At 59.6% G+C, this 19,550-nt stretch carries 23 protein-coding genes; 11 read left to right on the top strand and 12 right to left on the bottom strand.

Annotated elements, in window-relative coordinates; translation table 11 throughout:
- Positions 1 to 4: 4 nt before the first annotated feature.
- The 8 genes from GOV79_RS05055 to GOV79_RS05020 are packed head-to-tail and all read left to right on the top strand — an operon-like array spanning position 5 to position 7,426.
- Positions 5 to 322 carry a gene transfer agent family protein gene (locus GOV79_RS05055; RefSeq protein WP_170788811.1) on the top strand — a complete coding sequence of 106 codons (318 nt, stop codon included), beginning with the start codon at positions 5 to 7 and terminating at the stop codon, positions 320 to 322.
- On the top strand, positions 319 to 531 hold the full coding sequence (locus GOV79_RS05050; RefSeq protein ID WP_170788810.1) for a rcc01693 family protein: 213 nt from the start codon (positions 319 to 321) through the stop codon (positions 529 to 531). Before GOV79_RS05055 ends, GOV79_RS05050 begins: the two co-directional genes overlap by 4 nt.
- Positions 515 to 1,180: an RcGTA-type gene transfer agent tail tape measure protein gene (locus GOV79_RS05045; RefSeq protein WP_170788809.1), complete on the top strand. Its 666-nt coding sequence runs from the start codon at positions 515 to 517 to the stop codon at positions 1,178 to 1,180. Before GOV79_RS05050 ends, GOV79_RS05045 begins: the two co-directional genes overlap by 17 nt.
- A 15-nt stretch (positions 1,181 to 1,195) precedes the next feature.
- Positions 1,196 to 1,828, top strand: a complete 633-nt coding sequence (locus GOV79_RS05040) for a DUF2460 domain-containing protein (RefSeq protein WP_170788808.1) — start codon at positions 1,196 to 1,198, stop codon at positions 1,826 to 1,828.
- Positions 1,828 to 2,715 (top strand): phage/gene transfer agent baseplate hub protein, encoded by an 888-nt coding sequence (locus tag GOV79_RS05035; RefSeq protein WP_170788807.1) that lies wholly within the window; start codon positions 1,828 to 1,830, stop codon positions 2,713 to 2,715. The genes GOV79_RS05040 and GOV79_RS05035 overlap by 1 nt, the downstream gene beginning before the upstream one ends.
- Positions 2,712 to 3,158: an NlpC/P60 family protein gene (locus GOV79_RS05030; protein ID WP_170788806.1), complete on the top strand. Its 447-nt coding sequence runs from the start codon at positions 2,712 to 2,714 to the stop codon at positions 3,156 to 3,158. The genes GOV79_RS05035 and GOV79_RS05030 overlap by 4 nt, the downstream gene beginning before the upstream one ends.
- Positions 3,159 to 7,127, top strand: coding sequence for a baseplate multidomain protein megatron (locus tag GOV79_RS05025; protein ID WP_170788805.1), 3,969 nt, complete (start codon positions 3,159 to 3,161; stop codon positions 7,125 to 7,127).
- A gap of 2 nt (positions 7,128 to 7,129) precedes the next feature.
- Entirely contained in the window at positions 7,130 to 7,426 is a 297-nt protein-coding gene (locus tag GOV79_RS05020) for a DUF7742 family protein (protein WP_170788804.1), read from the top strand.
- On the opposite strand, the gene GOV79_RS05015 is transcribed toward GOV79_RS05020, so the two are convergent.
- Positions 7,407 to 7,745 carry a TraR/DksA family transcriptional regulator gene (locus tag GOV79_RS05015; RefSeq protein ID WP_170770540.1) on the bottom strand — a complete coding sequence of 113 codons (339 nt, stop codon included), beginning with the start codon at positions 7,743 to 7,745 and terminating at the stop codon, positions 7,407 to 7,409. The genes GOV79_RS05020 and GOV79_RS05015 overlap by 20 nt on opposite strands.
- Positions 7,746 to 7,829: 84 nt before the next feature.
- On the opposite strand from GOV79_RS05015, the gene cysE reads away from it, so the two are divergent.
- The gene (gene cysE / locus GOV79_RS05010; protein WP_170770542.1) at positions 7,830 to 8,639 is read left to right on the top strand and encodes a serine O-acetyltransferase; all 810 of its coding nucleotides are present in this window, start codon (positions 7,830 to 7,832) and stop codon (positions 8,637 to 8,639) included.
- 7 nt (positions 8,640 to 8,646) lie between these two features.
- Here cysE and GOV79_RS05005 read toward each other — a convergent pair whose 3' ends face one another.
- The 7 genes from GOV79_RS05005 to GOV79_RS04975 all read right to left on the bottom strand — a co-directional run bounded on the left by GOV79_RS05005 (position 8,647) and on the right by GOV79_RS04975 (position 14,809).
- On the bottom strand, positions 8,647 to 8,883 hold the full coding sequence (locus GOV79_RS05005) for a hypothetical protein (protein WP_170770544.1): 237 nt from the start codon (positions 8,881 to 8,883) through the stop codon (positions 8,647 to 8,649).
- A gap of 154 nt (positions 8,884 to 9,037) precedes the next feature.
- Positions 9,038 to 10,336, bottom strand: a complete 1,299-nt coding sequence (locus GOV79_RS05000; protein ID WP_170788803.1) for a pyruvate dehydrogenase complex dihydrolipoamide acetyltransferase — start codon at positions 10,334 to 10,336, stop codon at positions 9,038 to 9,040.
- Positions 10,336 to 10,644 carry a DUF5076 domain-containing protein gene (locus GOV79_RS04995; RefSeq protein ID WP_170788802.1) on the bottom strand — a complete coding sequence of 103 codons (309 nt, stop codon included), beginning with the start codon at positions 10,642 to 10,644 and terminating at the stop codon, positions 10,336 to 10,338. The genes GOV79_RS05000 and GOV79_RS04995 overlap by 1 nt, the downstream gene beginning before the upstream one ends.
- Before the next feature lie 9 nt (positions 10,645 to 10,653).
- Positions 10,654 to 12,024 carry a pyruvate dehydrogenase complex E1 component subunit beta gene (locus GOV79_RS04990; protein ID WP_170788801.1) on the bottom strand — a complete coding sequence of 457 codons (1,371 nt, stop codon included), beginning with the start codon at positions 12,022 to 12,024 and terminating at the stop codon, positions 10,654 to 10,656.
- A 15-nt stretch (positions 12,025 to 12,039) separates the two neighbouring features.
- Complete coding sequence (gene pdhA / locus GOV79_RS04985; protein ID WP_170788800.1) at positions 12,040 to 13,029, bottom strand: pyruvate dehydrogenase (acetyl-transferring) E1 component subunit alpha; 990 nt, start codon at positions 13,027 to 13,029, stop codon at positions 12,040 to 12,042.
- A 164-nt stretch (positions 13,030 to 13,193) separates the two neighbouring features.
- Positions 13,194 to 13,493 carry an FtsB family cell division protein gene (locus GOV79_RS04980; protein ID WP_170770553.1) on the bottom strand — a complete coding sequence of 100 codons (300 nt, stop codon included), beginning with the start codon at positions 13,491 to 13,493 and terminating at the stop codon, positions 13,194 to 13,196.
- 125 nt (positions 13,494 to 13,618) lie between these two features.
- Positions 13,619 to 14,809 (bottom strand): phosphoglycerate kinase, encoded by a 1,191-nt coding sequence (locus GOV79_RS04975; protein WP_170788799.1) that lies wholly within the window; start codon positions 14,807 to 14,809, stop codon positions 13,619 to 13,621.
- A 132-nt stretch (positions 14,810 to 14,941) separates the two neighbouring features.
- Here GOV79_RS04975 and GOV79_RS04970 point away from each other — a divergent pair, with 132 nt between their 5' ends.
- Positions 14,942 to 15,448: a peptidylprolyl isomerase gene (locus GOV79_RS04970; protein ID WP_170788798.1), complete on the top strand. Its 507-nt coding sequence runs from the start codon at positions 14,942 to 14,944 to the stop codon at positions 15,446 to 15,448.
- Positions 15,441 to 15,989, top strand: a complete 549-nt coding sequence (locus tag GOV79_RS04965) for a peptidylprolyl isomerase (protein ID WP_170788797.1) — start codon at positions 15,441 to 15,443, stop codon at positions 15,987 to 15,989. Before GOV79_RS04970 ends, GOV79_RS04965 begins: the two co-directional genes overlap by 8 nt.
- A 40-nt stretch (positions 15,990 to 16,029) precedes the next feature.
- Here the strand turns inward: GOV79_RS04965 and aqpZ are convergent, their stop codons facing one another.
- The 4 genes from aqpZ to GOV79_RS04945 form a co-directional block, all read right to left on the bottom strand.
- Positions 16,030 to 16,716 carry an aquaporin Z gene (aqpZ, locus tag GOV79_RS04960; protein ID WP_170770562.1) on the bottom strand — a complete coding sequence of 229 codons (687 nt, stop codon included), beginning with the start codon at positions 16,714 to 16,716 and terminating at the stop codon, positions 16,030 to 16,032.
- A gap of 66 nt (positions 16,717 to 16,782) precedes the next feature.
- The gene (locus GOV79_RS04955; protein WP_170788796.1) at positions 16,783 to 17,592 is read right to left on the bottom strand and encodes a M90 family metallopeptidase; all 810 of its coding nucleotides are present in this window, start codon (positions 17,590 to 17,592) and stop codon (positions 16,783 to 16,785) included.
- A gap of 90 nt (positions 17,593 to 17,682) precedes the next feature.
- Positions 17,683 to 18,183, bottom strand: coding sequence for a bactofilin family protein (locus GOV79_RS04950; RefSeq protein ID WP_170788795.1), 501 nt, complete (start codon positions 18,181 to 18,183; stop codon positions 17,683 to 17,685).
- Positions 18,173 to 19,498 carry a DUF5930 domain-containing protein gene (locus GOV79_RS04945; RefSeq protein WP_170788794.1) on the bottom strand — a complete coding sequence of 442 codons (1,326 nt, stop codon included), beginning with the start codon at positions 19,496 to 19,498 and terminating at the stop codon, positions 18,173 to 18,175. The genes GOV79_RS04950 and GOV79_RS04945 overlap by 11 nt, the downstream gene beginning before the upstream one ends.
- Between the last annotated feature and the right edge of the window lie 52 nt (positions 19,499 to 19,550).

The following is a 19,550-nucleotide window of genomic DNA, read 5'->3' as shown; positions in this document are numbered from 1 at the left end:
GCCGATGGCCAATCCGTGGACGGGTGAGGTGGCATTGACCATCGATGGGCAGCGACGGGTGCTCAAGCTGACGCTGGGTGCTTTGGCGGAACTGGAACAGGAAATCGGCACCGGGACGTTGGTGGAACTGGTGCAGCGGTTCGAAGGCGGGGCCTACTCCAGCGGCGATGTTTTGGCGCTGATCGTGGCGGGGCTGCGGGGGGGCGGGGCGGATGTGACCCGCGCCGACATGTTGCGCGCCGAGATCGCGGGCGGCCCCATGGAAGGGGCCCGCGCGGCGGCTGAGTTGTTGGCCCGCGCCTTCATGGTGCCGGATCGTTGAGCGGGTTCGACTGGCCCACCCTGATGCGGGCCGGGATGACCGGCTTGCGTCTGACGCCGGACCAGTTCTGGCGTCTGACCCCGGCAGAGCTGCGGCTGATGCTGGGGCAGGGCGCAGGGATGCCTGCGATGAACCGCAAGGGGCTGGACGCTTTGCTGGCAGCCTACCCGGACAAGAAACAAGGAGAGCGTGATGACGACGGATCGTGATGGGTTGGACGACCTTCAGGAGCGGGGCGAAGCGCTGGGCGACGCGCTAGGCGTTGCTGCGTCGATGGCAGCGGCATTTGACAGCCAGATGAAACGGATCAGCGCGGCGTTTGAGGAAACCGGCAAGGACGTCGCTACGCTCGAGCGTAGTATGTCTGGTGGTCTACGCAAGGCTTTTGATGGCGTTGTGCTGGATGGGATGAACCTATCGGATGCGCTGGATGTGTTGAAGAACTCGATGATCCGCACGGCTTATTCGGCGGCGATCAAACCGGTAACGGATCATTTCGGTGGCCTGCTGGCAAACGGGGTCGGCAGTTTTGTCCAAGGTATTCTGCCCTTTGCAGACGGCGGCAGTTTTAGCCAGGGCCGGGTAATGCCCTTTGCCAATGGCGGGGTGATCACCGGCCCGACGACTTTCCCGATGCGCGGCGCGACCGGCCTGATGGGTGAGGCTGGCCCTGAGGCGATTATGCCTCTGGCGCGCGGACCAGATGGCAAGCTGGGTGTTCGCACATCGGGCGGAGGTGGAGCGGTGAATGTGGTGATGAACATCACCACACCTGACGTGCAGGGCTTTCGACGCAGTCAAAGCCAGATCGCCGCACAGATGAGCCGCGCCTTGGGTCGCGGCAATCGCAATAGGTAAATCACGGAGCAGGTCATGAATTTCCACGAGGTGAGATTTCCCGCCAGCCTGAGTTTCGGCTCGGTCGGCGGCCCGGAACGGCGCACGGACATCGTGACGCTGGCCAATGGTTTCGAAGAACGCAACACTCCTTGGGCTCATTCGCGCAGGCGGTATGACGCTGGGTTCGGGATGCGGTCGCTGGATGATATCGAGACTTTGATCTCGTTTTTCGAGGCGCGGCAGGGCCAAATGTTCGGTTTCCGCTGGAAGGACTGGTCCGACTACAAATCCGGTGCAGCAACCGCTGACGTGGACAAAGGCGATCAGGTCATCGCGCGCGGGGACGGTGTGAAGACCGAATTTCAGCTTGTTAAAACCTACAGTTCGGGCGGGTTCCAATATGTGCGCCCTATCACCAAGCCGGTTCTGGGTACGGTGCGGTTGGGCCTAGAACAGGATGAAATGCGCGAAGGGGTGGATTTCGAGGTCGATCTGCTGCGCGGGCAAGTGATGTTCGCCGACCCGCCGCCCGAGAATGTCGAGATCACCGCGGGGTTCGAGTTTGACGTGCCCGTGCGTTTTGACACCGACAAGATCCAAACCAGCGTTGCCAGCTTTCAGGCTGGTGACGTTCCCAATGTACCGGTTGTCGAGGTGCGTATCTGATGAGCGGGGATCGGGAAAGCTTGCAAGCGCACCTGCAAACCGGGCTGACGACGACGTGTCGATGCTGGGCCATCATGCGACCGGATGGGCAGGTATATGGGTTCACGGATCATGATCTGGAATTGCAGTTCGAGGGACTGACCTTCAAGGCCAGCACCGGCTTGACCGCCGCTGCGGTTGAACAAGCTACGGGCCTGTCCATCGATAATTCCGAGGCGATGGGCGCGTTGTCCGATGCAGCGGTTCGGGAACAGGATATTGAGGCGGGTCGTTTCGATGGGGCTGAGGTTAAAGCCTGGTTGGTGAACTGGGCGCAGCCAGAACAGCGTAACCTGCAATTTCGCGGCTCTATTGGCGAGATACGTCGTGCGGGTGGGGCGTTTCATGCTGAACTACGGGGCCTGACGGATCTGTTGAACCGGCCTCTGGGGCGGATCTATCAAAAACCTTGTACGGCGGTTCTGGGCGACCGAAGTTGTCGGTTCGACGTTGGAGCACCGGGGTTCCATGCCGAAGCCCAGATTGCTCGTTTGACTGCTGGTAGTGTGCTTGAGGTCACGGGTGCTGAAGCCGCTTTAGCCGCGTGGTTCGAACGAGGCCGCGTTGACGTTTTGTCGGGGCAGGCCGAGGGCCTATGGGCGTCGGTCAAGCAGGATGAGCCGATCTCGGGTGGTCGTCGCATCACGTTGTGGTCCGGGATAAGCGGTGGTCTGGCCGCTGGAGACCACGTTCGCCTGACCGCAGGTTGCGATAAGCGCATGGAGACCTGTCGATTAAAATTTAGCAATCTCATAAACTTCCAAGGATTTCCTGATCTTCCGAGCGAGGATTGGGTGATGGCCGTACCCAAGAAAAGCAATCCGAACGCAGGGGGAAGCAGACGATGACCGAAGAAAGGCAGGATATCGTGAGCGAGGCGCGAAGTTGGCTGGGCACGCCCTATGTTCATCAGGCCTCGACCAAAGGGGCGGGCGCGGATTGTCTGGGCTTGCTGCGTGGTGTCTGGCGCGCGGTCATGGGGGCCGAGCCGGAGGCGGTGCCCTCGTACTCTATGGATTGGTCTGAACCGCAGGGTGAGGAACGGATGTGGGATGCTGCCCGCCGCCACCTGATCGCAAAGCCAGTTAAGGAGGCGGCAGTCGGAGATGTTTTGCTGTTTCGGATGCGTGACGGACGCGTGGCTAAGCATGTCGGATTTGTAAGCCAAATCAAACCATTACCGCAGTTTATTCATGCATATTCCGGCCATGGCGTTGTCGAGAATACCCTGAGCGATCCCTGGAGCCGCCGCGTGGTCGCCTGTTTCTGTTTTCCGCGGAAGGATATGTAAATGGCGACGATTGTACTTTCTGCGGCCGGTGCCGCGATTGGCGGCGCGATTGGGGGCACGGTCGCGGGGTTGTCTACGGCGGTCATAGGGCGCGCCATCGGGGCGTCGCTGGGTCGTGTAATCGACCAGCGGCTGATGAGCCAATCGGTCATGGGCAGTGGCAGCGAGGTCGTTGAAACCGGACGGCTGGACCGGTTCCGACTGACAGAAACGGGTGAAGGTGCCTCGGTCGCTACCTTATTCGGGCGGATGCGGGTTGGTGGGCAGGTCATCTGGGCCTCGGATTTTCTGGAAACGCTCAGTACCAGCACAACCACGCAGTCGGGCGGCGGCGGCAAAGGAAGCCCGAAAGCACCCGAGGTCACGACCACCACTCACAGCTACAGTTATTCGATCTCGTTGGCGATTGCAGTCGGGGCGGGACAGATCGCCGATGTGTCCCGGGTCTGGGCCGACGGCGAGGAGCTAGAACGCGCGGGCCTGAACATGCGGGTCTACCCAGGGGATCACGAGCAATTGCCTGATCCCTTGATCGAAGCGATTGAGGGGGCGGGTAGTGTTCCGGCCTACCGGGGCACAGCCTATGTAGTGATCGAAGATTTGCAGCTGGCGGCCTTCGGCAGCAGGGTGCCGCAATTCTCGTTCGAGGTGGTGCGTCCGGATCAACCCGACCTGCCAGAGACACCGAATGCACTGTCCAGTATCGTGCGGGGCGTGGCCCTGATGCCGGGCACCGGCGAATACGCGCTGGCGAGCACTCAGGTGAATTACACCAAGGGACGGGGGCAAAGCTGGGCGGCCAATGTGAACTCGGCGTCTGGTGTGCCTGATCTTATAACCTCGACCCGCGCGCTGGAAACGGAACTGCCGTCCTGCGACGCGGCCTCGCTGATCGTGTCGTGGTTCGGGAATGACCTGCGTTGCGGCGAGTGTCAGTTGCAGCCCAAGGTTTTGCACAAGGAATATGAGGGCGAAAATATGCCCTGGACGGTTGCGGGCGTGTCTCGTGCCGAGGCGCAGCTTGTACAGCATGAAAATGACCGACCGGTCTATGGGGCGACCTCGGCCGATGCGTCGGTCGTGCAGGCCATCCAGCACCTGAAGCAATCGGGCAAACGGGTGATGTTCTACCCGTTCATTCTGATGGACCAACTCAGCGGCAATAACCTGCCAGACCCCTGGTCGGGCGGAACCGGTCAGCCCCATCTTCCGTGGCGCGGACGGATCACGCTTAGCACCGCACCGGGACGCGCGGGCTCGCCGGATGGCACCGCTCAGGCCGATGCGCAGGTCAATGCATTCTTCGGTCAGGCGCGGGCGTCGGATTTTGCCATCGCCGATGGTGCAGTGACCTATACCGGCCCGCAGGACTGGGGGATGTTCCGCTTTATTCTGCACTATGCCGCGCTATGTAAGGCCGCAGGTGGGGTCGAGTCCTTCTGCATCGCGTCCGAGATGCGTGGTCTGACGCAGATCCGAGGGGCTTCGGGTTTTTCGGCCGTTACTCAGATGCGCACTCTCGCGGCCGAAGTGCGCACAATTTTGGGGCCTGACACCAAGATCGGCTATGCAGCGGATTGGAGCGAATACTTCGGTTATCAGCCTGCGGATGGCAGCGGGGATCGGTACTTTCACCTCGACCCACTGTGGGCGGATGAAAATATCGACTTCGTCGGCATCGACAACTACATGCCACTGTCGGATTGGCGGGATGGCGAGGATCACGCGGACCTGAAGGCCGGCGCGAATGCGATCCACGATCTGGACTACCTGCGCAGCAATATCGAAGGCGGCGAGGGCTATGACTGGTTCTATGCCTCGCCCGAAGAGGCCGAGGCGCAAATCCGCGCGCCCATTGAAGACGCGCAACACAACGAGCCGTGGATCTGGCGCTACAAGGACCTGCGCAATTGGTGGTCCAACCCGCATCACGAACGCATCGGCGGAATGCGACAGACGAACCAAACAGCATGGGTTCCGGGGTCGAAACCGATCTGGTTCACAGAGCTTGGCTGTGCGGCCATCGACAAAGGCACGAACCAGCCGAACAAATTTCTGGACCCAAAGTCCTCGGAATCCAGCCTACCCGCCTATTCCAATGGATTGCGTGATGACTTCATGCAGCTTCAATATCTGCGCGCGGTGCTGGGGTACTGGTCCGACCCGACCCTGAACCCGGTATCGAATGTCTATAACGCGCCAATGATTGACATGTCCAACGCCTATGTCTGGGCCTGGGACGCACGGCCATATCCAGCTTTCCCGAACCTGCGCAGCCAGTGGAGCGACGGCGAAAACTATGCCCGTGGTCATTGGTTGAATGGACGCTCGGGCGCGCGCAGTCTGGCGTCCGTGGTGACAGAAATCTGCCACCGAGCCGGAGTGACAAATATCGACACCACGCAGCTTTATGGTGTTGTCCGTGGTTATGTGATCGAGCAGGTCTCGGACGCGCGGGCGGCTTTGCAGCCTTTGATGCTGCGCTATGGATTCGATTCCATTGAACGCGATGGCGTTCTGATCTTTCGGATGCGGGCAGCGAAGACGCCACAGGTGATTGACCCCGAGCAACTGGCCATCAGCCCGGATGTCGAAAGCACTATCGAACACAGACGCGAAGCCGAAGCCGAGATGACGGGGCGCGTGCGGTTGCGTTTCGTGCAATCGGATGCCGATCACGACATCGTCTCGGAGGAGGCCGTTCTACCAGACGATCAGACACATTCCGTCTCGGTCAACGAGATGCCCCTGTCGATGACCCGCACCGAAGGGCGCCAAACGGTCGAGCGTTGGCTCAGCGAGGCGCGGGTGTCGCGTGAAACTGTCCGCTTTGCCTTGCCACCTTCGATGCTGAATATCGGCGCGGGTGATGTGATCAGCCTGTCAGGCGATGAACAGGGTGCGCGTTATCGCATCGACCGTCTGGAACAGGCAGAGATGCAATTGGCGGACGCGGTCCGGGTTGAGCCGGGCGTCTATAGCGCCTCGGACTTGCCCGAAGATGCCATACCCGAACGGCCCTTTGTTGCTCCGGTTCCAGTACTGCCCGTGTTTCTGGACCTGCCGTTGATCACAGGGGCCGAGGCGCCCCATGCGCCCTACATCGCGGTGTCGGCCGATCCGTGGCCCGGTGGGGCCGCCGTCTATTCCTCTGGCAGTGATGAGGATTACAGCTTGCAAGACGTGATTTCCCGGCAGGCGGTGATCGGCTTCACGCAAACACCTCTGCGGCGTGCAAGTGCCGGTGTATGGGACAATGGTGCGCCCTTGCGTGTCGAGTTGATCGCAGGGCTATTGGAATCCCGACCGCGAGACGCCCTGCTGAACGGTGCCAATCTGGCTGCCATTGGCGACGGATCGCCCGACAACTGGGAGGTGTTTCAGTTCGCCCAAGCAACGTTGGAAAGCCCCGGCACTTACGCGTTGTCTGGCCGCCTGCGTGGTCAGTTGGGCAGCGATGCCGCCATACCGGATGTCTGGCCCGAGGGTTCGACCTTTGTCTTGCTGGATCAACGGATCGCTCAGACCAACCTTCTGAGGTCCGAGCGTCGTGTCGCCAAGCACTATCGCATCGGTCCAGCAGCGCGAGGATACGATGATCCGTCCTATGTGCATCAGGTTCTGGCGTTCAATGGCAATGGCTTGCGGCCTTATGCTCCGGTTCATCTGCGCGCGCATCGCGCTGCGTCCGAGGACCAGATCAGTTGGATTCGCCGCTCCCGTCTGGATGGCGACGACTGGGAGGGGTTGGACGTCCCACTGTCGGAAGAAACCGAGACCTACCTGGTGCAGGTCAGGTCGAGTGGGTCCTTGATCCGAGAAGAGATCACCACCGAGCCGCGTTGGATCTATAGCGCGGCGATGAAGCTAAGCGACGGTGTCTCAGTTGGGTACGACGTACAGGTCGCGCAGGTTTCCGCCAGCTTTGGACCTGGTCTGTTTGCGCGACTGTCGGTCGGGCAGGGCTGACGATGCGCCCGGTGCTTCATGGCGACGTCAGTGCCGCCGCGCGGGTGCTGTTGTGCGTTGACCCGCCGGACCGGGACCGCCTGTGCCAACGGATGATCCACGAAGCACAGTTGGCCGACGCCTATGTCGGTCAGACCGGGCGCATGCATCCGCTGTTCGGAAATGGTTCGCTGATGGCGGCGGCGCGGAACAGGAAGCTGGCGGATGAGCCCAGCTTTGACGATCTGCGATATTGTCAGTGCTTTGAACTGGTGCTGCGCCACCTGATCGACACCTGGATCAACCGGATGCGCAACTGACGCATTTGCTGGCCGCCAGGTCCAAATTCAGGCGGCCAGCGGGGATATCCTCTCCACAATCCTCGCAAAACCCGTATTCCCAGTCCTCCATACGCTGCAATGCGGATTGCAACCTACGCATTTCCAGATTCCTGTTTGCTTGCTGCGCCTTGGCCATGGCCTGATTTTGCAAAGCGTCCATTCGGCTCAGGCGACCGACGGCTTGCTGGTCCAGCTCGACAACCGCTTGCGCGTCCTGTCCAGCGGCTGAATCCTCCGCCAGTTCTTCCAACCGCGCTCGAATTTTGGCTTCGAATTCTGCCAGTTGCGATGCATTCATTTTCGTTGCCTTGCAGATCACGGGTTTGCGTTTGGCGTTTTTGCCACTAAATGGCATTCTAGGCGCAGCAAAGGATGAAAAGCCATGTTGGAAAAGCGCAGTCTTGTGACCCCCGTCGACCCCGTCTGGGACCGCATCACGACCGAGGCCGAAGCGGCCGTTGAAAATGAGCCCCTGATGGGCGGGCTGGTGCATGCCTGTATCCTGCATCACCGCAGTCTTGAGCGCGCGTTGTCGTATCGTGTAGCGGCCAAGCTGTGCTCGAACGAGATGTCGATGATGGTGCTGCGCGAGATTGTGGACGAAGCCTATGCCGACGATCCGTCATTGATCGAGGCGGCTCGCGCTGACCTTATGGCGGTCTACGAACGCGATCCAGCCTGCCACCGCCTGCTGCAGCCGATCCTGTACTTCAAAGGTTATCAGGCGATGCAGGCCTACCGTGTGGCGCATTGGCTGTGGCAGAAGAAACGCTACGATCTGGCCTATTTCTTCCAGATGCGCTCGTCCGAGATTTTCGGGATCGACATTCACCCCGCCGCGAAAATCGGCAAAGGGATCATGATCGACCATGCCCATTCCATAGTGATTGGCGAAACTGCTGTGGTGGGGGACAATGTCTCGATGCTGCATTCAGTGACGCTGGGCGGGACCGGTAAGGAAGAAGAGCAGCGTCATCCCAAGATTGGCAACGGTGTTCTGATCGGGGCCGGGGCCAAGGTTCTGGGCAATATCGAAGTGGGTCATTGCAGCCGGATCGCTGCGGGCTCGGTTGTGTTACAGGAAGTGCCCGCGTGCAAAACAGTGGCGGGCATTCCGGCCAAGATCGTGGGCGAAGCAGGGTGCGATCAGCCCTCGATCTCGATGGATCACATGCTGGGAAAGGATCAGTAAGTGAGTATTAGTTCGAGCGGTTGTTCTTTTCGTTCAACCGCTTGAGCCGCCGTTCTTCCCGCCGTTTCTTACGCTCTTCAATTCGTTTGGAACGTTCTGCTTCCCATTTGGCAACCGCGCTTTTTGAATTGTATTTCGAGTTTTCGCCGGGATAGCTATTGGGCTTGGCATAGGCGTCGGCGGGTGCGATCGCAGCCAGCATCAGCAAAACCAATCCTGTTCGAGTAATTCGCGTGAAGGTCATGGGGCACCTGTGCATTCGTTTCTGATCTGCACTCAATTTGGTGTGCTGCGCAGAACCTAGCAACAGTCGGGCAGATCACGCTTGCTCACATCCCGTCAGGGCACCAAAAAGCCGCGCCGGAAAATCGGGCGCGGCTGTTTTGTGTTATTAGATGTTAGGCCAGCATAACCATCGGGTTTTCAAGGTTTTCCACGATAGCTTGCAGCAGTTCTGCCCCAAGCGCACCATCGATAACCCGATGATCGACGGACATGGTGACGGACATCACGGTTGCTGCGGTCAGCTCTCCATCATCGCCTACAACCGGTTTCTTGACACCGGTGCCCACAGCCAGAATTCCAGCGTGCGGCGGGTTCACGATAGCGTCGAAATTGTCGATGCCAAACATGCCCAGATTCGAGATCGCAAAGGTACCGCCCTGATATTCATGCGGTGCCAGTTTGCGTTCACGCGCGCGACCCGCCAAGTCCTTCATCTCGGTCGACAGCGCAGACAGCGACTTGGTGTCGGCATCCTGCAGCACCGGGGTGAACAACCCGCCCTCGATCGCGACGGCCACGGCCACGTCCGAGGGTTTCAGTTGCAGCACCCGATCACCGGCCCAAACCGCGTTACAGGCTGGAACTTGTTGCAGCGCGTTGGCGACAGCTTTGATGATGAAGTCGTTGACGCTGAGCTTCACGCCACGGCCTTCCAGCTGCTTGTTCAACTGGCTGCGGAACTTGAGCAGCGCGTCCAGTTTGATATCGCGGCGCAGGTAGAAATGCGGGATGGTCTGCTTGGCCTCGGACAGGCGCGCGGCGATGGTCTTGCGCATGCCGTCGAGCTTGATTTCCTCGTAGTCGCGGCCCTCGTACATCTTGGCAACTGCGTCTGCCGAGGGGCCAGCCGGAGCTGCCGCCGCCGGAGCCGCTGCTGCAGGTGCGGGCGCTGCCGCTGGGGCCGTCGCCGTTGCGCCTTCCACATCCGCTTTGACGATACGTCCATGCGGACCCGAGCCGGTGATCTGCGCCAGATCAAGGCCCTTTTGCGCGGCGATCCGGCGGGCCAGAGGCGAGGCAAAGATACGACCGCCATCGGCCTTGACCGGAGCAGCCGGGGCAGGGGCGGGCGCCTCGGACGCCGCAGGGGCGGCCTCGTTACCCGCGGCGACTGCCGGGGCAGCCGCGGGCGCTGCTGCGGGCGTTGCGCTGATATCATCGGCGCTTTCACCATCTTCCAGCAGGATCGCGATGGCCGTGTTGACCTTCACGCCTTCGGAGCCTTCCGGGATCAGGATTTTGCCAATGGTGCCTTCGTCAACGGCCTCGAATTCCATCGTCGCCTTGTCGGTTTCAATCTCGGCCAGCAGGTCGCCAGACGACACGGTATCGCCCTCTTTGACCAGCCATTTGGCAAGCGTGCCTTCTTCCATAGTCGGCGACAGGGCGGGCATCAGAATTTCTGTGGGCATTAGTGCTTACTCCCCTGGAGCGATCCCGAAAATTCCGGGTATTGATTCAAACGATTTGCAAACCCTGCTTCGATTTGAGCCAGAAGTAGGTCTGAGGAACCTGCGTCTGGGCGGTCTTGCAGCATTCCGTTAACAGCGTGTTGTGCGATATCGGTCAAGATGGAGCCCCAAAGTCGGGGCTCCTCATCGGGGTCAAATAGCCCGATATTCAATGTTAGTTGATGCTCTTCATCAGCTATCCAGAAACGAACCATCTCGTGGGCCGTTTCATTGGTTTCTACATCTTCTGGAGGGGCGAGCGGCCGCATGACTATTCCTTACCGGTAGGTCACTTGTTTGACGGCGGCGATGACCTCATCAGTGGTGATAAGGGCCAGCTTTTCGAGGTTCGCGGCGTAAGGCATCGGAACGTCCTTGCCGGTGCAGTTGATGACCGGCGCGTCGAGATAGTCGAACGCCTCCTGCATCACGACCGAGCTGATATAGCTGCCGACCGAGCCTTGCGGCCAGCCTTCCTCGACGGTCACAAGACGGTTGGTTTTCATCACCGAGTTGATGATCGCGCCAGTGTCCATCGGGCGGATGGTGCGCAGGTCGATGACCTCGGCGCTGATACCTTCTTCGGCCAGCTTATCGGCGGCTTCTAGCGCGTATTGCATCCCGATGCCGAAGCTGACGATGGTCACATCCGTGCCTTCGCGCCAGATACGCGCTTTGCCCAGCGGGATGGTCAGATCGTCCACTTGGGGCACGTCGAAAGACCGGCCATAGAGGATTTCGTTTTCCAGGAAAATCACCGGGTTGGGGTCGCGAATGGCCGATTTCAGCAGACCTTTGGCGTCGGCTGCCGAATAGGGCATGACGACTTTCAGGCCGGGGATTTGCATATACCACGCCGCGTAATCCTGGCTGTGCTGCGCGGCAACGCGGGCGGCGGCACCGTTGGGGCCACGGAACACGATGGGACAGCCCATTTGACCGCCGGACATATAGAGCGTCTTGGCGGCGGAGTTGATGATCTGGTCAATCGCCTGCATGGCGAAGTTGAAGGTCATGAACTCAACGATGGGTTTCAGGCCGCCAAAGGCAGAACCAACTGCGATACCGGCAAAACCATGTTCGGTGATCGGCGTGTCGATCACGCGTTTGGGGCCGAATTCATCCAGCAGACCTTGGCTGATCTTGTATGCGCCCTGATACTCGGCAACCTCTTCGCCCATCAGGTAGACGTCGTCGTCACCGCGCATTTCCTCGGCCATCGCATCGCGTAGGGCCTCGCGGACGGTTTCGGATTTCATCTCGGCATCGGCTGGCCAATCCGGCGACAGATCGACGACCGGAGCCGCCGGTGCGGCGGCGGGAGCGGGGGCCTCAACCGCCGCAGGGGCGGCCTCGGTCACCGCTGCGGCTGCGGGCGCAGCCGCGGGCAGGGCGGAGGCGTCTTCGCCTTCGTCCACAAGCACGGCTATGGGGGTATTCACCTTGACCCCTTCCGTGCCTTCCGCGATCAGGATCTTGCCAACGATACCTTCATCGACAGCTTCGAACTCCATCGTCGCCTTGTCGGTTTCGATCTCGGCCATGATATCGCCGGATGATACAGTGTCGCCTTCTTTGATCAGCCATTTGGCCAGCGTGCCCTCTTCCATAGTGGGCGAAAGGGCGGGCATGAGAATTTCGGTTGCCATGTCTTAATCGTCCTCTCAGGCGTAGATATCTGTCCAGAGCTCTTCCACGGAAGGCTCGGGGCTTTCTTTCGAGAATTCGGCGGCCTGGTTGACGATCTCTTTGATCTCTTTGTCGATCGCCTTCAGGTCATCTTCGCTCGCGTGTTTGCCGGTCAGTAGCAGCTCACGCACATGTTCGATCGGGTCGCTTTGTTCGCGGACCTTCTGAACCTCTTCGCGGGTGCGGTATTTGGCCGGGTCGGACATCGAGTGGCCGCGGTAGCGGTAGGTTTTGACCTCAAGGATATATGGGCCTTTACCCGCGCGGCAGTGGGCGACGGCTTTTTCACCGGCAGCTTTGACCGCAAGCACATCCATGCCGTTCACGATCTCGCCGGGGATGCCGAAAGCCTCGCCACGATGGTAGATATCTTTGGTCGAGGTCGAGCGTGCCTGTGATGTTCCCATTGCGTATTGGTTGTTCTCGATCACGAAAACCACGGGAAGGTCCCACAGGGCCGCCATGTTAAACGTCTCGTAAACCTGACCCTGGTTCGCAGCACCATCGCCAAAATAGGTAAAGGTGACTCCGCCGTTTTCTTTATACTTATCTGCAAACGCCAGACCTGCACCCAATGGAACCTGCGCGCCAACGATGCCGTGGCCGCCATAGAAATTCTTCTCTTTCGAGAACATGTGCATCGAGCCACCCTTGCCCTTGGACAGGCCGCCAATACGTCCGGTCAGTTCGGCCATCACGCCGCCCGGATCCATGCCGCAGGCCAGCATGTGGCCATGGTCGCGGTAAGAGGTAATTCGCTTGTCACCCTCTTTCGCTGCGGCCTCGAGACCCACAACAACGGCTTCCTGACCGATATAGAGGTGGCAGAAGCCGCCAATCAGGCCCATTCCATAAAGCTGGCCGGCCTTCTCCTCGAATCGGCGGATCAGCAGCATTTCCCGGTAATATGTGGTGAGTTCTTCAGCAGAAACATTTGGTTTCTTTGTGGTTTTTCGCGCAGCCATATTGGCGATCTCCCCCTCTCGGCAAGATAGTTTAGCGTTAAACTATTTCATAAAGCATTTCCGATGCTCTGGCGAGGGAAAATATGCGGCGACACTGACCCTGCAAGCTCAGGTATCAAAGGGTGCGACGTCAGAGATTTTTCGTCGAAAAATCTTGGCCTGGCTTAGCGGATAACAATTTCGTCCGAGCGGATCATGCCCAGTACCGAGCGTGCCTGTTGATCCAGCAGATCCAGATCCAGATAAGTGTCCGAGAGGCGACGGGTCAGGTTCTCCATCTGGGCGATCTTGGCTTCCAGCTTTTCCAGATCGCGCGACAGGGCGTCCCGTTCCGCTGCAATCTCGACCCGTCGGAACAGGCCATAGTCCCCCTGCACGGCAGCGAAGGTGAAATAAACACCCAGCATAAACGCCACCATGAAGAAAACGACTGCGCCCAAACCGGGCCGATTGGAACGGGACACTCTGTTTACCGCCGTATGAAACGCCTCAATAACGGGCCCTTTCCGGGCCTCTGAAAGCACTATGTCACAGGTGATTCGGGTTGTGAATCCCCTGATTCGCAAAAAAGCGTCAGGGGCTGCGTTTTTTATTGCTCGAGCGCGGCGACGCCCGGCAGGGTCTTGCCTTCCATCCACTCCAAAAACGCGCCGCCTGCCGTCGAGATATACGAGAAATCCTTGGCCGCGCCGGATGCGTTCAGCGCCGCAACCGTGTCGCCGCCGCCGGCGACGGACACCAACTGGCCCGAGCGGGTCAAAGCGGCGGCTTTCAAGGCTGCGGCGTTGGTGGCAGCGTCAAAGGGCTCGATCTCAAATGCGCCCAGCGGGCCGTTCCAAATCAGCGTTTTGCTTTCTGCGAAGATCTGGGAAATTGCGGCAACACTGTCAGGGCCGGCGTCTAGGATCATGCCGTCATTGGTGCATTGATCCACGGGCAGAACCTGATGTGGGGCACCTGCCTCGAACTTGTCGGCCACAACGACATCCGTTGGCAGAACGATCTTGCAGCCCGAGTTTTCCGCTTTGGCCATGATTTCGGCTGCGGTGTCCTTCATGGCGGTTTCCGCAAGCGACTTGCCGACATTCAGGCCTTTGGCAACGAGGAAAGTGTTGGCCATTCCGCCGCCGATGATCAGATAGTCCACTTTTTCGATCAGATTGCCCAGCAGCTCCAGCTTGGTGGACACTTTGGCTCCGCCCACAACCGCCGTCACCGGGCGTTTTGGCGCGCCCAGAGCGCCCTCAAGGGCCTCGAGCTCGGCTTGCATCAGGCGACCGGCGCAGGCGGGCAGAAGGCGGGCAATGGCCTCGGTCGAACTGTGTGCGCGGTGCGCGGCCGAGAAAGCGTCGTTGCAATAGACTTCGCCGAGTTTGGCCATTCCAGCGGCCAGATCAGCGTCATTCTTGGTTTCAGCAGCGTGGAAGCGGGTGTTTTCCAGCAACAGAACCTGGCCGGGCTGCAGCTGCTCGGCGGCCAGCTCGGCCTCGGTGCCGACGCAATCGGCGGCAAACAGCACCTCTGCGCCAAAGGCAGTGGTCAGGGTGGGGATCAGCTGTTTCAGCGACAGGTTCTCACGTCGCTCGCCACCCGGGCGGCCGAAATGCGCCAGTAGGATCGGTTTGCCGCCTGCCGCAAGGATATCGCGCACGGTGGGCACGATGCGCTGAATGCGGGTGGCGTCGGTCACAACACCGTCAACGACCGGCACGTTGATATCGACGCGCACCAGCACGCGTTTGCCGTTCAGGTCCATATCGTCCAGTGTTTTCCAGCCCATCACTCTGTCCTTGTCGTTACAACCGATTTAGGCGGTTCTTTTCCTGCATTTTGCCCTCAGGTCAATGCGTCACTTGGCATTCACGCCCATGCCGCATAGGTATTTGCGCAAGATAAACGACAGGAGGGCCACATGGCCGAGATCAAGGATCCCGAAAACACCATCATCATCGAGCTGAAAGACGGCAATGTCGTCATCGAACTGCTGCCTGACGTGGCCCCTCAGCACTCGACCCGGATGAAAGAGCTGGCCCGTGGTGGCGAGTATGACAACGTGGCCTTCCACCGTGTGATCGACGGCTTCATGGCGCAGACCGGCGATGTGCAGCACGGCGACATGGAAGACGGGTTCAACATCCGTATGGCGGGTACAGGCGGCTCGTCGCTGCCGAACGTTCCGGCAGAGTTCTCGAAACTGCCGCACGACCGGGGCACGCTGGGCGCGGCACGCTCGCAGAATCCGGATTCGGCCAATTCGCAGTTCTTCATCAACTTCAAGGACAATCACTTCCTGAACGGCCAATACACCGTCTACGGTCGTGTCATCGAAGGGATGGAGCATGTCGATGCCATCACCCGAGGTGAACCGCCGATGAGCCCTGACCGCATGATCAGCGTCAAGGTGGCCGCCGATGTATAAGCTGGCCGCTGCATTTGCCTTGCTGGCTAGCCCTGCGCTTGCCACAGGCCTTGAGATTGAGATCGAGGGTGAGGGTGCCAATGGCACCGTGACCGTTGATCTGTTTGACGATCTGGCCCCGAAACATGTGGAACAGATCAGCACTCTGGCTGCCGAAGGTAAGTATGACGGGGTGGTCTTTCACCGCGTGATTGAAGGCTTCATGGCGCAGACCGGGGATGTAGAGCATGGCCGTCTGGGCAGTGATCTGCGCCGCGCGGGCACCGGCGGGTCGGATCGCCCGGACCTGCCTGCCGAGTTCTCGGACTATAACTATGATCGGGGTGTTGTGGGCATGGCGCGGGCGCAAGACCCCAACAGCGCCAACTCGCAGTTCTTTATCATGTTTGCACCCGGTCCGTTCCTGAACGGTCAGTATACGGTTGTCGGTCAAGTGACCGGCGGTATGGACGTGGTGGATTCGATCAAGCGCGGCGACGGGCCCAACGGCGCGGTGATCGGACAGCCGGATGTGATGAAAAAAGTTACAGTCACGGAATAATCAGAAAAAGCCCCGATGCACCGCATCGGGGCTTTTTGCTTCAGTCGTCACCCATTGCTTTCCAGATCAGCGCGCCGATTGCGGCCCCAATCAGCGGTGCGACCCAGAACAGCCAAAGCTGCGCCATCGCAGGACCGTCTGCAAAGAGGGCAACGCCGGTCGAGCGCGCTGGGTTTACCGATGTATTCGTCACGGGGATCGAGATCAGGTGGATCAGCGTCAGGCCCAGGCCAATGGCGATCGGCGCAAAGCCTTCGGGTGCAAAATTCGATGTCGCACCAAGGATGATGATCAGAAAGAACGCGGTCATCACGATCTCGATCACCAGCGCGGATAGCATCGAATAGCCTTCCGGTGAGGCCTCACCATACCCGTTTGAGGCAAACCCGCCTGCGCCTTCAAACCCCGGCGCGCCGCTGACGATCAGATACAACACAGCTGCTGCTGCGACCGCGCCTATCACCTGCGCGATCCAGTAGGGAATCAGATCCTTGGCGTCAAACCGTCCGCCGATCATCAGACCAAGGCTGACCGCCGGATTGAAATGCCCGCCCGAGATGTGACCGACCGCATAGGCCATGGTGAGAACCGTCAGACCAAAGGCAAATGAAACGCCCAGCCAGCCGATACCCACATCGGCCACTCCGGCTGCCAATACTGCACTGCCGCACCCGCCCAGCACCAGCCAGAACGTGCCGAAAAACTCGGCCAGAAGTTTTGATGACATGAAAAGCCCTCCGAAAATCAATAGGCTTAGCGTAATTCAAAAATTCATTTTTGTTAAATGTTTAGGTTATTCCCAGTTTGCCGGGTTCAGTTGGAACAGCTTGGAAAGCTGGTCGTAGACCTCGGGCGCATCGGCTTTCAGGGCTTTGGGCCGCTCGAAAAAGACCTCGACAGAGACGGCAAAGAATTCCTCGTGTCCGGTGGCGCCATAGGGGTCGATGACCGTGGGGCGGCCATGTTCCACGGCGTGAACATGGGTGTCATAGGCGGTCAGAAAAACCCGTTCCCATTCTGCGAAACTCTGCCCGTCGCTCAGGATCGGGACGCCGTTGGTGCCGCCGGACAGATCATCGACCTGATGCGCGAATTCGTGCAACACGACGTTTTGCCCATCCCGGTCGTCCAACGCGCCTTGCTGGCTGTGGCGCCACGACAGGATGACAGGGCCGCGATCCCAGCTTTCGCCGGTGCGCACGATCTCTTTCTCGCTGATCACATAGCCGTCTTGCCTGCGCTGACGCGACTTGAAGGCGTTGGGATAGATCAGAATGGTGGTCAGGTTGTCGTACCAGATGTCACGGTTGACCAGCAGCAAAGAGGCCTGCGCAGCAATGGCTAGCTTCATCTCCTGGGTGACGTCCAGTCCGTCGCAGCCGTGGAATTGTACCTGATCCAGGAATAGGTTGATTTTGCCATCCAGCTTGTCCCGCAGGCCGACGGGCAGGCGGCGCAACAGCGGAACCTGTGCGTCGATGACCCGACGCTGATGCTTGGTCAGAGGAGCTGCCAAAAGCGCATTGCGTGCTTGGATTTTGGACCAATGACGATAGGCGAAAAACCCAACGATCAGCAAAAGAACCGAGAAAAAAATCAACATTTGCAAAGACTACAAGGGACAATGGCGGTGTGAAACCAAAAACGCCGCAGGTTTCCCTGCGGCGTTGATAGAATTGATTGCGTGTCGGCTTTACTGCTTGACTTCAGCAGCCGGGTTCGCGCCGCCTTTGCCGCCGCGACCAGGGTTCAGCGGGTCGTCCTGACGCTGCACCGAACCTTCGAAATGCGCGCCGCTTTCGATAGCGATGGTCTTGTGAATGATGTCGCCTTCGACCCGTGCGGTCGACGTCAGACGGACTTTCAGACCACGCACCCGGCCTACGATACGGCCATTGATCACCACGTCATCGGCGGTCACTTCGCCCTTGATGGTGGCGGTTTCGCCGATGGTCAGCAGGTGGGCGCGGATGTCGCCTTCGACCGTGCCTTCGACCTGGATATCGCCCGAGGTTTTCAGGTTGCCGGTGATGTGTAGGTCCGCAGACAGAACCGACGCCGGAGGCTTGGGCTTGGGTGCAGTGCTGGCCTTGGTTTCAGACGGGGTAGGTGCCGCCGGTGTGGCCGGAGCCGCAGGCTTTGCCGCCTCGGACGCATTGGATGCGGGCTCGTTGATTTTGCTCTTAGAAAACATTTCTCGCAGCCTTAATGTAAGTCATTGGGTTAACAGGTTTTCCGTTCACGCGCACCTCATAGTGAAGATGCGTGCCGGTCGACCGTCCGGTGCTACCCATATCAGCAATATGATCCCCGCGCGAGACCCTTTGACCAACCTTTACACGTATCTTGGTGTTATGAGCGTAAAGTGTCTCAATTCCGAAGGCGTGCTTGATTTTCACCAGCCGTCCGAACCCGGACTGCCAGCCAGCATGGGTGACCACACCATCGGCGGTCGCAAAGATATCCGTCCCGTGCGCACCAGCGAAGTCTGCACCGTTGTGCATGCGCCGGCCACCGGTTTTGGGGTCCCGGCGGGTGCCGAAGCCACTGGTGTAACGCACAACCGCGTTCACGGGGCTGGCAAACGGCGCCTTCTCGGCAGCGATACGGTACAGGTTCAGCTGGTCCATCTGCTGTAGCAGAGTGTTGGCGCGGATTTCGTCGGGGGTCAGTTCCTCACCGCGCGTGCTGAAGGATATGGGGGTCAGGGGGCCACCCATGCCGCTGTAACCACGCCGCACTTCTTCGATGATGCGGTCTGTGGGCATTCCTGCCTGACGGAACATCTTGTCGAGCGGTTCGACCGAGATGACCATTGCCTCTTCCAGTTGACGGAAAATCTCGTCACTGCGTTCCTGCATGAGCCGGATTTCCAGCTCAAGATCGTCACGTTCTTCCAGCGCATCCTTGGCATTAGCTGCGATCTGGTCCCGTTCCAGCGCCGTACGGGCCAGCGCTTGGGTCATGAAATCCATCTGGGCGGGGTCGCTTGCGCTGGCCATATAGGCCTCGTCCGCGCCGCCTTCCTGCTTGAGCTGAGCCAGCTCCAGACGCGCGTCTTCGCGCTGTTTCATCGTCGCGCGCAGGGTGGTCTGAATGACCTCAATGCCCGTTTCCAGCTCGCGGCGGCGGTTTTCCGAAGCTAGCAATTCGGATTGCATGGCCGAAATCTGCTGAAGTGCCGCGTTGAACCGGTCCTGCGCCAACAACGCCTCGGCGGCGCGCATGTCACGTTCCGCTGACAGGACGTTTAGACGTTCTTGGTAGGTCGCCTGATCCCTTTTCGCCTGATCGCGGAAATTGCCCGATCCGATACTGTCCATCAACAGGATCGCGGTTGCCACGGCGGTCCAGCCGACGATCAGCGCGACCCCAGCAACAGCTGCCACCTGCGTCTCGGAGCTGAGACGGATGAACCGTGTATCATTGTCGGATTTCAGAAATACCCGGCGTTCTGGTAGGTGCCGCTCGAGCAGTGAATGTAGTTTAATTGCCAGACGTGTTCGCACGCGTCTTCCCTCTGTCCATCCCCAATTCGGGACCGGTTGTGAGTTGTCTCCG

Origin of the sequence: Ruegeria lacuscaerulensis, assembly GCF_013034745.1 — a bacterium.
In the GTDB taxonomy this organism is placed as follows: Bacteria; Pseudomonadota; Alphaproteobacteria; order Rhodobacterales; family Rhodobacteraceae; genus Ruegeria; species Ruegeria lacuscaerulensis_B.
This window is presented reverse-complemented; position numbering and strand designations above follow the sequence as displayed.

Coding starts and splice junctions, on each gene's coding strand:
- GOV79_RS05055 (WP_170788811.1), top strand. CDS start 5: ATGGCCAATCCGTGGACGGGTGAGGTGGCATTGACCATCGATGGGCAG.
- GOV79_RS05045 (WP_170788809.1), top strand. CDS start 515: ATGACGACGGATCGTGATGGGTTGGACGACCTTCAGGAGCGGGGCGAA.
- GOV79_RS05040 (WP_170788808.1), top strand. CDS start 1,196: ATGAATTTCCACGAGGTGAGATTTCCCGCCAGCCTGAGTTTCGGCTCG.
- GOV79_RS05035 (WP_170788807.1), top strand. CDS start 1,828: ATGAGCGGGGATCGGGAAAGCTTGCAAGCGCACCTGCAAACCGGGCTG.
- GOV79_RS05030 (WP_170788806.1), top strand. CDS start 2,712: ATGACCGAAGAAAGGCAGGATATCGTGAGCGAGGCGCGAAGTTGGCTG.
- GOV79_RS05025 (WP_170788805.1), top strand. CDS start 3,159: ATGGCGACGATTGTACTTTCTGCGGCCGGTGCCGCGATTGGCGGCGCG.
- GOV79_RS05020 (WP_170788804.1), top strand. CDS start 7,130: ATGCGCCCGGTGCTTCATGGCGACGTCAGTGCCGCCGCGCGGGTGCTG.
- GOV79_RS05015 (WP_170770540.1), bottom strand. CDS start 7,745: ATGAATGCATCGCAACTGGCAGAATTCGAAGCCAAAATTCGAGCGCGG.
- cysE (WP_170770542.1), top strand. CDS start 7,830: ATGTTGGAAAAGCGCAGTCTTGTGACCCCCGTCGACCCCGTCTGGGAC.
- GOV79_RS05005 (WP_170770544.1), bottom strand. CDS start 8,883: ATGACCTTCACGCGAATTACTCGAACAGGATTGGTTTTGCTGATGCTG.
- GOV79_RS05000 (WP_170788803.1), bottom strand. CDS start 10,336: ATGCCCACAGAAATTCTGATGCCCGCCCTGTCGCCGACTATGGAAGAA.
- GOV79_RS04995 (WP_170788802.1), bottom strand. CDS start 10,644: ATGCGGCCGCTCGCCCCTCCAGAAGATGTAGAAACCAATGAAACGGCC.
- GOV79_RS04990 (WP_170788801.1), bottom strand. CDS start 12,024: ATGGCAACCGAAATTCTCATGCCCGCCCTTTCGCCCACTATGGAAGAG.
- pdhA (WP_170788800.1), bottom strand. CDS start 13,029: ATGGCTGCGCGAAAAACCACAAAGAAACCAAATGTTTCTGCTGAAGAA.
- GOV79_RS04975 (WP_170788799.1), bottom strand. CDS start 14,809: ATGGGCTGGAAAACACTGGACGATATGGACCTGAACGGCAAACGCGTG.
- GOV79_RS04970 (WP_170788798.1), top strand. CDS start 14,942: ATGGCCGAGATCAAGGATCCCGAAAACACCATCATCATCGAGCTGAAA.
- GOV79_RS04965 (WP_170788797.1), top strand. CDS start 15,441: ATGTATAAGCTGGCCGCTGCATTTGCCTTGCTGGCTAGCCCTGCGCTT.
- aqpZ (WP_170770562.1), bottom strand. CDS start 16,716: ATGTCATCAAAACTTCTGGCCGAGTTTTTCGGCACGTTCTGGCTGGTG.
- GOV79_RS04955 (WP_170788796.1), bottom strand. CDS start 17,592: ATGTTGATTTTTTTCTCGGTTCTTTTGCTGATCGTTGGGTTTTTCGCC.
- GOV79_RS04950 (WP_170788795.1), bottom strand. CDS start 18,183: ATGTTTTCTAAGAGCAAAATCAACGAGCCCGCATCCAATGCGTCCGAG.